General features: G+C 70.2%; 15 protein-coding genes. 5 read left to right on the top strand and 10 right to left on the bottom strand.

All coding sequences use genetic code 11. The annotated features are described in order from the left end of the window. Positions 1–36: 36 nt before the first annotated feature. Together ABZX61_RS43955 and ABZX61_RS43950 are read right to left on the bottom strand one after the other, a co-directional pair. The gene (locus tag ABZX61_RS43955; RefSeq protein ID WP_355203457.1) at positions 37–399 is read right to left on the bottom strand and encodes a nuclear transport factor 2 family protein; all 363 of its coding nucleotides are present in this window, start codon (positions 397–399) and stop codon (positions 37–39) included. Between the two features lie 14 nt (positions 400–413). After that, on the bottom strand, positions 414–1121 hold the full coding sequence (locus tag ABZX61_RS43950; RefSeq protein ID WP_355203454.1) for an SDR family oxidoreductase: 708 nt from the start codon (positions 1119–1121) through the stop codon (positions 414–416). 571 nt (positions 1122–1692) lie between these two features. Between ABZX61_RS43950 and ABZX61_RS43945 the strand changes: the two genes are divergently transcribed. After that, a complete protein-coding gene (locus ABZX61_RS43945; protein ID WP_355203977.1) occupies positions 1693–2067 on the top strand; it encodes a VOC family protein in 375 nt (124 codons plus the stop codon). Positions 2068–2186: 119 nt separating this feature from the next. Here ABZX61_RS43945 and ABZX61_RS43940 read toward each other — a convergent pair whose 3' ends face one another. Continuing rightward, complete coding sequence (locus tag ABZX61_RS43940) at positions 2187–2720, bottom strand: DUF1062 domain-containing protein (RefSeq protein ID WP_355203451.1); 534 nt, start codon at positions 2718–2720, stop codon at positions 2187–2189. Between the two features lie 365 nt (positions 2721–3085). After that, complete coding sequence (locus ABZX61_RS43935) at positions 3086–3706, bottom strand: TetR/AcrR family transcriptional regulator (RefSeq protein WP_355203448.1); 621 nt, start codon at positions 3704–3706, stop codon at positions 3086–3088. A 229-nt stretch (positions 3707–3935) separates the two neighbouring features. Between ABZX61_RS43935 and ABZX61_RS43930 the strand changes: the two genes are divergently transcribed. Next, entirely contained in the window at positions 3936–4445 is a 510-nt protein-coding gene (locus ABZX61_RS43930) for a hypothetical protein (RefSeq protein ID WP_355203445.1), read from the top strand. 241 nt (positions 4446–4686) lie between these two features. Here ABZX61_RS43930 and ABZX61_RS43925 read toward each other — a convergent pair whose 3' ends face one another. Beyond that, complete coding sequence (locus ABZX61_RS43925) at positions 4687–7014, bottom strand: LuxR C-terminal-related transcriptional regulator (protein ID WP_355203442.1); 2328 nt, start codon at positions 7012–7014, stop codon at positions 4687–4689. Between the two features lie 205 nt (positions 7015–7219). Here ABZX61_RS43925 and ABZX61_RS43920 point away from each other — a divergent pair, with 205 nt between their 5' ends. Beyond that, positions 7220–7828 (top strand): hypothetical protein, encoded by a 609-nt coding sequence (locus ABZX61_RS43920; protein ID WP_355203439.1) that lies wholly within the window; start codon positions 7220–7222, stop codon positions 7826–7828. A gap of 4 nt (positions 7829–7832) precedes the next feature. On the opposite strand, the gene ABZX61_RS43915 is transcribed toward ABZX61_RS43920, so the two are convergent. The 5 genes from ABZX61_RS43915 to ABZX61_RS43895 form a co-directional block, all read right to left on the bottom strand. Next, entirely contained in the window at positions 7833–8225 is a 393-nt protein-coding gene (locus tag ABZX61_RS43915; RefSeq protein ID WP_355203436.1) for an ATP-binding protein, read from the bottom strand. After that, positions 8222–8413 (bottom strand): DUF5999 family protein, encoded by a 192-nt coding sequence (locus ABZX61_RS43910; RefSeq protein WP_350736431.1) that lies wholly within the window; start codon positions 8411–8413, stop codon positions 8222–8224. The genes ABZX61_RS43915 and ABZX61_RS43910 overlap by 4 nt, the downstream gene beginning before the upstream one ends. A 104-nt stretch (positions 8414–8517) precedes the next feature. Then, positions 8518–9606: a hypothetical protein gene (locus tag ABZX61_RS43905; RefSeq protein WP_355203433.1), complete on the bottom strand. Its 1089-nt coding sequence runs from the start codon at positions 9604–9606 to the stop codon at positions 8518–8520. 200 nt (positions 9607–9806) lie between these two features. Continuing rightward, complete coding sequence (locus ABZX61_RS43900; RefSeq protein WP_355203431.1) at positions 9807–10319, bottom strand: hypothetical protein; 513 nt, start codon at positions 10317–10319, stop codon at positions 9807–9809. Continuing rightward, entirely contained in the window at positions 10316–11101 is a 786-nt protein-coding gene (locus ABZX61_RS43895) for a MerR family transcriptional regulator (RefSeq protein WP_355203428.1), read from the bottom strand. The genes ABZX61_RS43900 and ABZX61_RS43895 overlap by 4 nt, the downstream gene beginning before the upstream one ends. 89 nt (positions 11102–11190) lie before the next feature. Here ABZX61_RS43895 and ABZX61_RS43890 point away from each other — a divergent pair, with 89 nt between their 5' ends. Then, complete coding sequence (locus ABZX61_RS43890; RefSeq protein WP_350736441.1) at positions 11191–11505, top strand: metalloregulator ArsR/SmtB family transcription factor; 315 nt, start codon at positions 11191–11193, stop codon at positions 11503–11505. Next, positions 11502–12302: an SRPBCC domain-containing protein gene (locus tag ABZX61_RS43885; RefSeq protein ID WP_355203424.1), complete on the top strand. Its 801-nt coding sequence runs from the start codon at positions 11502–11504 to the stop codon at positions 12300–12302. Before ABZX61_RS43890 ends, ABZX61_RS43885 begins: the two co-directional genes overlap by 4 nt. Positions 12303–12354 lie beyond the last annotated feature (52 nt).

Below are 12354 nucleotides of genomic sequence, written 5' to 3'. Positions count from 1 at the left end.
GGGCGCATCGCCGCGCCCGGACCCGGCAGGCCGGTCTCAGCCGAGGCGGGAGACCTGGTAGTGGCTGATGAGCCAATCGGCCTGCGAGCGCTTCAGCAGGACGAGGAGGTTGACGCTGACCGTGGGCCGGTCCGTGAACGAGAAGTCGACGCTCAGGTAGCCGAGCACGATGTCGTCGCACAGGCGCCGGCTTTCCAGGACGTGGTACGCGGCCGACAGGCCGGCAGGCTGGGACGCGTAGTAGTCGGCGACGCCCTGCCGTCCCACGCTGTAGGGACGAAGCCCCTGGAAGATCGCGTCCTCGGTGAACACCGACGCGACCCGATCCGGCCGGTGGCCGTCGACGCCCGCCTTCCACCGGTCCAGGACGCCACGCAGGATCGTTTCGGTGTCTGTCATATCGCTGTTCTCCCTCAGTGGCCCGCGCTCATGCCGCCGTCGACGTGGAGGATCTCGCCGGTGACGAACGGGGCGTTCTCCAGGTAGGTCACCGCGTCCACGATGTCGCCCGGCTCCCCCATCCGGCCGACCGGGTGCAGGCCGGCGAGGATCTCATGGGTGTCCCCGGGGTGCATGGGCGTCTTGATGGTGCCGGGCGAGACGGCGTTGACGCGGATGCCGCGAGTGGCGTACTCGATGGCGAGGGACTTGGTGGCGGACTGCAGTCCGCCCTTGGTGAGCGAGGCCAGGACGGAGGGGACCCGGGCGTCGGCGTTGTCGACCAGGCTCGTGGTGACGTTGACGATGTGGCCGCCGCCCCGGGTGAGCATCCGCTCGACGGCCAGCTGGGTGATGCGGAAGAAGCCGGCGAGGTTCACGCCGATCACGGCGGCGTAGTCGCCCTGGGTGTAGTCGGTGAAGGGCTTGGCGACGAAGATTCCGGCGTTGTTGACCAGGGTGTCGATGCGGCCGAACCGCTCCACGCCGGCGGCGATGACACGTTCGGCGGTGGCGGGGTCGGCGATGTCGCCCTGGACGGTCAGGACGTCCGCGTCATTGGAGGGGGTGATGGTGCGGGAGGTGGCGACGACGGCGTAGCCGAGCTTGCGGTAGGCCTCGACGAGGTGGGCGCCGATGCCTTGCGAGCCGCCGGTGATGACTGCGACCTTCTGGGTGCTCATGATGACCTTCTCCGGGATGGGGTGGGATGCCGCGGCCTGCCGCCTCATAGCTAGCCGACCGGTCGACTATTGGACCGTAGGGTTCCGGGCGGGGCGAAGTCAAAGGTCAGGAGGGCTTGCGCCGGGACGTGTTTCCTCGCACCTGAGAGGCCCGGACTCCCAGTGCACACCGGTGGTAGCGCTTACGCGCGACTGGAGTGCCGTCGAACCGGGTGGCGTGGACGTCCTGGTCACCCACGACGGCCCGTACGGGATGTCACTCGACCGGCGCGGGAACGTGCGAGGCTCGGCGAAGCCGACCCGGCTCATCGAACACCTGCGGCCGAGCCTGCACATCAGCGGCCACCACCACCCCAACGGCCCACGCCACTACGGCCGCACGACCTCCTACGCCCTCGCCCGGCTGGTACAGCCCAAGAACACCAGGTGGGAGCCGGAGCCCGACAACCCCGAACAACGGGTGACGGCCGGGGCGAATCCGGCCCGGCTGATCCCGTGGGTCACCGACGGCCCCACCCGCATCCGCTCACGGATTGGCGGCGTGGGGTGGATGCCCCGTAAGGTGCCGATCATGGCTTGTCGTATTTCCGAACTGATCATCAAATGCCGGGACCCGCAACGGCTGGCGGCGTTCTGGTGCGAGGTGCTGGACTTCATCGTGCTCGACGACACCGACGACGGCGCGGTGGAGATCGGACCACGGGAAGGGTTCGGCGGATTGCAGCCGACCCTGGTCTTCAGCCCCGCTGCCGAGCTCAATGCGGGCAGGCCGCGACTGCACTTCGACGTCAACGCCACCGACCGCGATCAGGACGCCGAACTCGAACGCCTCCTGAAGCTCGGGGCGCGCCCGGCCGACATCGGCCAGACCGGCCAGGAGTCCTGGCACGTCCTGCTCGACCCCGAAGGCAACGAGTTCTGCCTCCTGCGAAGGTGCCTGAGCTGACCCTCTGGCCGGGTTCGTGCCAGGTTGTGGAGCGGGACTGAGGCGGTCGCCGTGACGGCAAGCAGAAACACTGCACCCGTCCGCCGTAGCCTCAGTCCCACCCACCACTTCTCCCGGCCCTATTCAGCGGGCATGACGACGAAGGAGAAGTCCGCGGTCGTCGTGCGGTTGAGGGGGAGGTCGCACTTGATGCGGCGCCCGACCTCGCCCCTGCTGATCCCGAGCCCCTGGGCGATCAGCCGCTCCGGGCGGACGGGCACGGGATCGAGGAAACCGACGTCCACCCGGTATGGCCATGCCGTCTCGGCAGCCGATGACTCCAGCCGCCACGCGCCGCGCCAATCGAGGGTGAACCGGTTGCGCCGTGCGACCGCGGGGTCCAGGAGCGCGTGAGCGACGAGCGCCTGATCGTTGTCCTCGAAGGCGCGGAGCCTGGCCGGATCCAGCGATCGGACCGGCACCCGCTCATGGACGGTGATCTTCGAGGTCCGGTCGCAGCCGACGCAACGGACGAGCAGCCACACGTCGAGCAGCTTGCCGTTGGCGTTGATCCGGAACCTGCCCTCGCCGACGGTGGCCGCCTGCGCCCGGCAGTCCAGGCAACGCACGGTGAGCAGCGGCAGCCGGGTCCTCCGTACGGTCCAGGGCAGCACGAAATGATCTCTATGGGATTGTGAAGACATGATCTCTCTAAGACCTGACACAAAACGCTGAGTGGCCGGGGCGGCTCAGTGATTCAGAGCAGCCCGGCGAGACCGACCGCGCGGTCGGTGAGAAAGCGCAGAAGAAGATGTCAGGCAGCGAGAGCAGGCGGCGTCACGCGACAGTCCCCACGACGGATCCGATAGTGCTGGCCGCAGGCTACTGGATCACCGGCGAGCGCCACAATCGGTTTTGTCTCCTGCCGATCATCGGCGACGAGGATGGCAGCGCGACGGCGCCGGCTGGGGCGAGCGGCAGCGACCGTCATGGCGAGGGAGAGGACGTCCCCGAGGGCGCCGGTGGACAGGGCGGATGGTCAGGTGCCGGCCACGGCCTCTTGTGGCGTACGGGCGCCGAGCAGGGCAAGGCAGTTCGCCCACAAGGGGCCGAGCCGGTGGGTGCTGTTGTAGAGCTTGGCGAACAGCACCTGGCCCTCGAGCTGGGCGACCACCGCCCGCGCGGCCTCCCGGGGGTCGGCCACCTCGACCTCCTGCCGCTCAAGAGCCTCGGCGATGACCGCTGCGACCATCTCGACCTGCGCGTCGAAGATCTCCTGCAGCCGGGTGCGGATGGCCTCGGTCTGGTTGCTCATCTCCAGGGTGAGGTTGCCGAACAGGCACCCCGAGACGGTGCCGCAGCTCTGCTGGGCGGTACGCAGGCCGGCCTCCGTCTCCTCGAACAAGCGGCGCAGCCGGGGCAGCGGCCGCGCCTCACCGTTGAGAGCGGTCTCCCAGGCGCGCTGCTGAGCGGCCCAGTGCTCATCGATGACGGCCAGCGCGAGGGACTCCTTGGAGTCGAAGAAGTAGTAGAAGCTGCCCTTGGGCACGCCGGCCGCCCGGCAGATCTCGGCCACCCCCAGGGCCGAGTAACCATGCGTCTCGATGAGCGAGCGTGCGGCGCTCAGGATCCGCTCGCGAGCATCACTGGTTCGGCCCATGAGGCCAGTTTACGACCGGTCGACTACTATCCGCGGGGCCGTCCTGGGTGGCCCTTCCGGTGCAGGTCACGTCCTTGATCATCCGGTCGTGGCGCGGACATCCCCGTACGGACATACGGGTGAATAGGTACCCATATGGGGATTTATCCCGTCTTCCCCGTGGGTGGGTCGGAGCGAAGCTAAACGTGTCTCTGAACACATGCGCCAACACGGGGAGGAGACGATACACGTGCCAGCCATGTTGCAGCCGCACATCGAGCACGGCACCGCCGGACAGCAGCCCACGCTGCGCCTGCTGTCCTGGAACGGGCTCCTGGCCATGGGGGACGGCCTGGCCGTTCGCGCCGGGTGGGCGGGGCAGGACCGCTCGGCCTCGTGGCTGCTGTCGGCACGGCCTTCGGCGGTGCCGAGCGCGCGGCGCATGACCGCGGTCCGGTTGGCCGCCTGGGGGTTGTGCGAACACGCCAAGAACGCCGACCTGCTGGTCGGCGCGCTGGTCGCCGACGCCCTGCGGCACGCCACCGCCAAGGTCAGGCTCTCACTGTGGGTCGAGGACGACCTGCTGCGCTGCGAGATCGAGGACGACCGCAGCGCGCTCGCCTTCACCGCATCGTGCCGCAAGGCCGCCGATCGCGGGCACAACCCGGTGCTGGCCCGGCTGGCCTGCTGCTGGGGGGTCGCCGGCAAGGTCGTCTGGTTCGAACTCGTCACCGGCGACCGCGCCTGCGAGCCCGCCTGAGCCCGCCCGGCACGTACACCCGTACCTGCCGCCCGAGCGGCACCGAGGAAAGGAACGACGCATCGTGCGCCACACAAGGATCCGCGTCTCCAAGCGGCCGACGCGCCGCCCCGCCCAGGGTGTGGACCTGCGGACCCCGTCAGGACGGGCACTGCCCTACTGACACCGCCGACGGCCGGAACCGGCCCTCACCCTGGAGCCGGTTCCCGCCTCCTCAGCACCGACCCCTCAGCACCGATCCTCAGCCGTGCCCGTTGGCCCGGGCCCGCTCCCCCACCCACACCGCGATCTGCGCCCGCGAGTTGAACCCCAGCTTGGTCAAGATGTGCTCGATGTGCCCCTCCGCCGTACGCTGCGCGATCACCAGGGACGCCGCGATCTCCTTGTTCGTCATCCCCTGGGCGACCAGCTCGGCGATCTCCTTCTCCCGCCGCGTCAACGGCGTCTCCTCCGCCGCCTTGGCGGGCCGCTCGGGCCTGTCCTCCTCCAGGGCGTAGGCCAGAGCCTCCTCCAGCGGCAGACGCGCCCCGTGCCGCACGGCCGACTCGAACGCCGCCTCCCCCAGCACCTCACGCATCGCCCGGTCACAGTCGTCGTGGTAACGGGCCAGATGCCCGTACCCCGACAGCGGCGCCCCGGCACAGCTCCACATGGTCTCCAGCACGCCCAGCAGGCGGGCCGCCCGCTGGTGACGGCCCTGGCTGGCGGCGATCCAGGCCAGCGCCTCGATGTTGACGCCCGCGCCGAGCGGGTCGCCTACCGCGCGGTTGAAGGTCAGGCTCTGCTTCTCCAGCTCGGTCGCCCGCTCCAGATCCCCCTGGCGCCACACCTGCACGCCCAGCGCCATCGTCGTGTACGCCTTGTGCCAGCCCTCCCCATAGGCCTCGCACTCGGCCAGGCACTCCTCGCCCGCCGCGATGGCGGCCGAGGAGTCACCCAGGAACGAGTGGGCGAGCGTCAGCCGGATGAGCGACAGCGCGATCCCGACCGGGTCGCCGGTACGGCGATGGCGGGCAAGGGCGTCCCTGTATAGCTCGATCGCGGCTTCCGTTCGCCCCTCGCACATGGCCACCATTCCGCGGAACAGGGCCACGTAGGCCAGCACCGGCTCGTCCTGCAGCTCCTCGCCGAGCCGGCGGCTCTCCTCGAGCAGGGCGGTGGCGGCCGGTATGTCGGCCTGAATGATCGCCAGCCAGCTGCCGGCCCACAGGGCGCCGGCCCGCACCGGGCTGGGCTCGGTGTCGGCGGCCAGCGCCTGCTCCAGCCAGCCGCGCCCCTCAGCCAGGTAATAACTGGTGATCCAGTGATACAGCAGGTCGCCGGACATGCTCAGCCCCGCGCGGGCCTCCTCCGGCGTGTTCAGCCAGCTGTCCAGGGCGGCCCGCAGGTTGGCATGCTCGCGCCGCAGCCGGGCGAACCACGCCACCTGGCCGGGCCCGAACAGCTCCGCCCTGGCCCGCGCCGCCAGATCGCGGTAATAAGTGCGGTGCCGTCGCTGCAGGGCGGGCTCGCAGCCGGAGCCCGTGAGCCGTTCGCGACCGTACTGCCGCAGCGTCTCCAGCATCCGGTAGCGTACGCCGCCCGGATGGTCCTCTCGTATCAGCACGGACTTGTCCACCAGGCCGATCACCAGGTCGAGGACGTCCCGCGGGTCGATCCCGTCCTCGCCGCACACCGCCTCGGCCGCCTCCAGATCCAGGCCCCCCGCGAACACCGAGGCCCGTTCCCACAACAGGCGTTCTTCTTGCGAACACAGCGCGTAACTCCAATCGATCAGCGCCCGCAGCGTCTGATGCCGGGGCAGCACCGCCCTCGACCCTCCGGTCAGCAGGCGGAAGCGGTCGTCGAGCCGGTCGAGCAGCTGCCCGACCGACAGGGCCCGCAGCCGCACCGCCGCCAGCTCGATCGCCAGCGGCAGCCCGTCCAGCAGGCGCACGATCCGGGTGACGACCTCCCGGTTGTCCTCCGTGACGGTGAAGGACGGCAGCACGGCACGGGCGCGTTCGGCGAACAGCCGGACCGCGTCCTGCCGGATCAGCTTCTCCAGCGGCACCTGAAGATCCGGCAGCGGCAACGGCGACACGGGCACCGCCTGCTCGCCGGCGATGCCCATCGCCTGCCGGCTGGTGGCCAGCACCCGCAGATCCGGCGCCGCCCGCAGCAGCGCGTCGCTCAGCGCCGCACACTCGGCGATCATGTGCTCGCAGTTGTCGAGGATCAGCAGCGCCTGCTTGTCGCGCAGATGACAGGTCAGCACCCGCATCGGCGTGTCGCCGGTGTGGTCGCGGATCTCCAGCGCCTCGGCCACGGCCTCGGCGAGCATGGCCGGGCCGTCCAGCTCGGCCAGCTCCACCAGCCACACCCCGTCCCGGAAGGCCCGCCGCACGTCCTGGCCGACCCGCACCGCCAGCCGCGTCTTGCCGACGCCGCCCACGCCGGTCAGCGTGACGGCCCTGGAGGCGGACAGCAGCTGTTTGACCTCGGCCACCTCGTGCCGACGCCCCACGAAACTCGTCACCTCGGCCGGCAGCCCGCCGTTGGGCCGCCCTCCGTAGGTGCTGGCAGTCACCGCTGTCATTGGCGCCTTCCGCGACGCGGCCGGCGCTGCCGTCGGCCCGCATCCCACGTCGTCGCCCCCAGGTTATGTCGCGGCCGTTATCCCAGACGAGCACGGTCAAGAACCCACAACAAGTTTTGGCCATCGCATGGTGTAACGGCGTCTCGACCTTGACGGCCGGCCGCTCCTAGCGTGGAGGGAGGGAGGGGAGCAGACCATGTTCATCCAGGTCATCGAGGGCCGGGCGATCGAGGTCGACGATCTGCACCAGGCGCTGGAGCGGTGGGTGCGCGAGCTCTCGCCCGGCGCGCAGGGCTGGCTGGGCACCACGGCCGGCGTCACCGACGACGGCCTGTTCGTCAACGTCGCCCGCTTCGCCGGGCGAGAGCTCGCGCACCGCAACGCCGACCGGCCCGAGCAGGGGCAGTGGTGGGTGGAGACCGCGAAACTGTTCGCCGGCGAGGTGACCTTCCTCGAATGCGACGAGGTCATCGAAATCCTGGGCGGCGGGTCCGATGAGGCGGGGTTCGTCCAGGTGCTGCAGGGGCGGGTGCGCGACCACGCGCGGGTGCGCGAGGTGCTGCAGCAGGGGCAGGAGGAGCTGGCGGCCTTCCGTACGGACCTCATCGGCGCCACCGCCGCGCTGTGCGGTCAGGACAGCTGCGTCGAGACCGCCTACTTCACCAGCGAGGTGGCGGCCCGGCAGGGAGAGGACAAGCTGCAACCGCCGGCGATCCGCGAGCTGCTGCGGGCCTGGCAGGAACTGTTCGTCTCCGACGTGGACTTCTTCGACCTGCGCGAGCCGTGGCTGTACTCGCCGCGCTAACCGCTCACACATGGGCCGGCATCCGTACGGGCACCTCGAACCAGACCAGCTTGCCCCGGCCCGTGGGAACGCTGCCCCAGCCGGAGGAGAGCACCTCCACCAGCAGCAGCCCGCGCGAGCCCTCGTCGTCGCGGCAGGCGGCACGCGGGCTCGGCGGCACCGGACTAGAGTCCTCCACCTCGCAGCGCAGCAGCCCGTCGGCCGCCGACAGGCTCATGCGCACCAGGCCCCGCGCGTGCCGGACCGCGTTGGTGACCAGCTCGCTGATCAGCAGCTCGGCGTGGTCGCACGCCTGCTGCAGCCCCCACTCCGCGAGCTGGGCGCGGGCGGCGTGCCGGGCCCGGCGCACCGAGTGCGCCTGGGCGGTGAACGTCCACGACGCCCGCGCGGCGCTCACGCGGCCCGCTCCAGGACGGCCGCCGGGACGATGCTGCGCCCGTCGGGCAGCAGCTCGCCGGTGTCGTCGAAGAACACCACCCCGTTGCACAGCAGTCCCCATCCCTGCTCGGGGTGGTAGGCGACCAGGCGCGCGGCCTGGTGAGCGGCGGAGTTCGCCGGAGGACAGGGAGGCTGGTGCGTACACATGGTGCGGATTCCCCCGTTCCTCGCATCCAGCTGGTTATCCGTACGCTTCCAACGTGCCTCACAACACCACGCCAAGAAGAGGTGAAAAATACCCTTATAGGTACCTACGTCTGGTAGGTACCTATTGTCGTCAGCGCCTCCCGGCCCTCATCCCACCGCCACCGCACATCCCGGCCACTCAGGTGCACCCCACCGATCCAGCGGTCCACGCCGTTCAACCGCACATGATCCTCCTCACCCGCCAGCACCCGCGCGCCCACGGCGGTCAGACCCACCACCGTCGCCCATCCGACCGGCCCGCCGGCGGGCCGCAGATCCAGCAGCGGATACGGCGCCCCCGCCAGGCGATCCATCATCGCGAAACACCACGTGTCCCCCAGATACCGGCGCGCCTCCCGGGCCGTGGCACGCACGAAGACGTCCCCGGCCGAACCCTCCTGCGCCGCAGCGGCCAGGACCCGGCGCTCGGTGAGGGAGAGCCCGTCACGGGTGGAGGGATACTCCCGGCACAGACGCTCGAACGCCTCACCCAGGAAACGCAACTCACCCGAGCGGACCGCCGCGACACCCGGCAGACCCTCCGGCGTCGGAGCACGAAAAGCCGCCCACGCCCGGGTCGCCAACTCCAGCGCCGCCGGCGACAACCTCGCGCACGCCCGCGTCGACGGCAACTCCCGCAACTGCTCCGCACGCAACTCACCCAAGCCGCCGAACCGCGCGATGCCAGGATGCTCCCCGATACAGATCAACGTGACAGCCTCGGCCGGCACCCCCAACTCCGCCAGCCAGGCGAGAATCTCCACGATCTGCAACTGATCGTACAGATCAGCCTCGAACCACAGCACATACTCGCCGCCCCGGTTGGCCTCCACAGCCGCATCCCGCTCCACGAACATCCGCAGCCCCTCACCGCGGTCATCGGCGCCCGCCCCCACCAGGAACGCGGCCCTGACCCGGCGCAACTCCTCCCGCCCCACCGCCGGAACCGGCCCCTCGTGCAGCACATCCCGCCAGAACACGATGCGCCGGGCCAGCCCCGTGCCCGCCAGATCGGTGCCGTCACCGTTACTGATGTGCAGCGCCCCCAGCCAGTCCTGCTCGCCCAGGAGCCGGCGGCGCGCCACCGCGTACGACTCCCCCGTCTTGGCCATACGGGCACGCACCCGCCGCTTGAAATCCGCCTGCTTGGTCATGAACATCTCCCGAACGCCGCCGCGGCGCCCCCAGCCACCGGCGCGGCAGACGCACGACCAACCGGCAGATCCTCCGTCCGAGAGGTGAACCTCCCTTTGCCTCCATCAGGTGACCCGGCTGGGGCGGGTAGCCGGAGGCTGGGCGGGGACGGCCGCCATCGGCCATGCTAACCCCGCCCCACCGGCCCCCGCGAGACCCCTCAGCCCGGACGCACCGGCTGACGCAGCACCGTACGCGGCTCCGGACCATCGAACGCCGTCAAATACACCTCATGATGCAGCCCATTGGGCACCAGCCCCCGCTCCGCCATGAACGCCTCCATCACCGCCAACGACCGATACTCCTCACTGAAGGCACCCACATGCAGCACCTCCACACACTCACCCTCCGTGAACGTCGCCACCCGCACCCGATCCACCGCCGCCCCCGACGAACGCGCACCCTCCCGCGCCCGCTCCACCAGCCCCGCCTCCGGCACCCCCGCCAGCGGCAGCAGCAGATGCCAGCGCCACAACTCCCGCGGCACCTCCAGCCCCGGACGCTCGTCCTCCACGAACCACAACCCCTCCAGCGGCCCCGCCGGACCGCCCATCCCCGCCGCCACCGCATACAGCGCACCGATGGCCGACACGTGCTCACTCCCGCCCGGCTCACCCATGCCCGTCACATTCAGGCAGGTCACCGGACCGTACGTGGCCAGCTCAGGACTCATGACTCCTCCAAACAGATCATCAGATGCGTAACGAGATACTCAGGCGAGGTCACGGCCGGATCCGACACGTACACCTCGCGAATCGGCCCCCGAACCGCACACCGGCGCTCACCACACCAGGCCAGCACCGCATGCGCCGTCAGAGACATCTGGTCATAAGGCCCCACATGCGTCGCACAGGCGAACCTGCCCCCCGGCAACACCCGCACCGGCGCACCCCCACCGCCCTCCCCGTCCCCGAGCACCCGGGCGGCCTCCACGTCGAACACCTCACCGAAATCCACCGGGAACAACCCGATCAGCTGAACCGGCCCGGCAGGCCCCAGCAGACGCGACAACGCCGCCGACGCCGCCCGCCCCACATCCTCCGGCCCCGCCGCCCGCTCGGTCGCCACCGCCACCCGCCGCGCCGGCTCCTCCACCACCCGCACCGGCACCGACGGCAACCCCTGCGCCATCACCCGCTCCAGCGACGCGAGCGTACGACGCCGCCGCGCCAGCTCCGCCTCCAACTCCTCCCTGACCCCTTCAAGCGCCTGCGCCCCGCCCGCCAGCACCTCACCCACCACCGCCAGCGGCACGTCCAGCGACCGCAGCAACGCGATCGACAACGCCACCCGAGCCTGCGACGCCCGGTAAAACCGGTAACCCGTCACCGCGTCCACCTGCGCCGGCCGCAACAACCCCAGCTCGTCATAGTGACGCAACTGCTTCACACTCAACCGCCCCAACCGGGCGAACTGCCCGATCGGCAGCAACTCCTCGTCCACGCGCACCAGCATGGACCCTCCCACCGAGGGAGAGTCCAGCCCGCTCCACGACCAATACATGCCCTTGCAGGCATATAGCCAAGCGGGTATATTAACGAGCCATGCGCTTCGACGTGCTCGCGGAACCCGCCCGCCGCCACATCCTCGACCTCCTCCTCGAACGCCCCCGCCTCGTCAGCGAACTCACCACCCACCTCGGCCTCACCCAACCCGGCACCTCCAAACACCTCCGAGTCCTGCGCGAAGCCGGCCTCGTCACCGTCCGCAAAGACGCCCAACGCCGCTGGTACGAACTCCGCCCCGCCCCCCTCGCCGAAATCGACGCCTGGCTCACCCCATACCGCAAACTCTGGAACCACAGCCTCGACCGACTCGAACACCACCTCGACACCATGGAAGAGGAAGACGACCGATGAACGAAAACCTCACCATCCACCCCGACGGCCGCACCACCCTGCGCATGCAACGCCGCCTCCCCCACCCACCCGAAAAGGTCTGGCGCGCCATCACCCAGCCCGAACACCTCGCCCACTGGTTCCCCGCCACCATCACCATCCACGGCGACCGCATCAACTACGGCTTCGGACCCGACGGCCACATCACCGAGAACAACCCACCCCACACCTACGCCCACACCTGGGGCGAGGACGAACTCCGCTGGGAAATCCACCCCGACGGCCCCCGCGCCAGCATCCTCACCTTCACCCACACCTTCACCGACCACCACGGCGCCGCCAGCTTCGCCTCCGGCTGGCACACCTGCCTCACGGCCCTGCTCCACACCCTCGACGAACGCCCCGCCCAGCAACCAGCCGACAAACAACCCGCCGAGTTCGCCCGCCTCCACGAGGACTACGTCGCCATCCTCGGCCTCGTCCCCGCCACCGCCGCAAACGGCGACGTACGCGTCGAACGCCAGCTCACCCGCCCCGCCGAAGACATCTGGCACCTGCTCAACGGCGACGACGCCACCCCCGGCGACCCGCCGCCCGCCCCCTTCACCGCACCCGGCCTCCGACCCGGGCCGGTCACCCGCGCCGAGAGCGCCAAACTCCTCGAATACGACACCCCGACCGGCCCCGTCCGCTGGGAGCTCACCCAGGGCACCGGCCAGGGCGCCCGGCTCATCGTCACCCACACCGGCGACACCACCACCCTCGACGCCTGGCGCATCCACGTCGAGGAGCTGGCTTCCTCCCTGGTGGATCTGTGATTTTGAAAGGGTGAAGAGGGCGGTGCAATCACCCACGCCCTTTACAATGTAG

Origin of the sequence: Nonomuraea sp. NPDC003709, from assembly GCF_040610775.1 — a bacterium.
In the GTDB taxonomy this organism is placed as follows: domain Bacteria; phylum Actinomycetota; class Actinomycetes; order Streptosporangiales; family Streptosporangiaceae; genus Nonomuraea; species Nonomuraea angiospora_A.
Note: the sequence above shows the minus strand (reverse complement) of the source record. Positions and strands in the feature narration are given on the sequence as shown.

Bases quoted from the DNA above. Each gene is read 5' to 3' on its own strand.
- ABZX61_RS43945 (WP_355203977.1), top strand. From the start codon at position 1,693: ATGGCTTGTCGTATTTCCGAACTGATCATCAAATGCCGGGACCCGCAA.
- ABZX61_RS43895 (WP_355203428.1), bottom strand. From the start codon at position 11,101: ATGCTGGTGCGCGTGGACGAGGAGTTGCTGCCGATCGGGCAGTTCGCC.
- ABZX61_RS43920 (WP_355203439.1), top strand. From the start codon at position 7,220: ATGTTCATCCAGGTCATCGAGGGCCGGGCGATCGAGGTCGACGATCTG.
- ABZX61_RS43885 (WP_355203424.1), top strand. From the start codon at position 11,502: ATGAACGAAAACCTCACCATCCACCCCGACGGCCGCACCACCCTGCGC.
- ABZX61_RS43910 (WP_350736431.1), bottom strand. From the start codon at position 8,413: ATGTGTACGCACCAGCCTCCCTGTCCTCCGGCGAACTCCGCCGCTCAC.
- ABZX61_RS43955 (WP_355203457.1), bottom strand. From the start codon at position 399: ATGACAGACACCGAAACGATCCTGCGTGGCGTCCTGGACCGGTGGAAG.
- ABZX61_RS43935 (WP_355203448.1), bottom strand. From the start codon at position 3,706: ATGGGCCGAACCAGTGATGCTCGCGAGCGGATCCTGAGCGCCGCACGC.
- ABZX61_RS43950 (WP_355203454.1), bottom strand. From the start codon at position 1,121: ATGAGCACCCAGAAGGTCGCAGTCATCACCGGCGGCTCGCAAGGCATC.
- ABZX61_RS43890 (WP_350736441.1), top strand. From the start codon at position 11,191: ATGCGCTTCGACGTGCTCGCGGAACCCGCCCGCCGCCACATCCTCGAC.
- ABZX61_RS43900 (WP_355203431.1), bottom strand. From the start codon at position 10,319: ATGAGTCCTGAGCTGGCCACGTACGGTCCGGTGACCTGCCTGAATGTG.
- ABZX61_RS43905 (WP_355203433.1), bottom strand. From the start codon at position 9,606: ATGACCAAGCAGGCGGATTTCAAGCGGCGGGTGCGTGCCCGTATGGCC.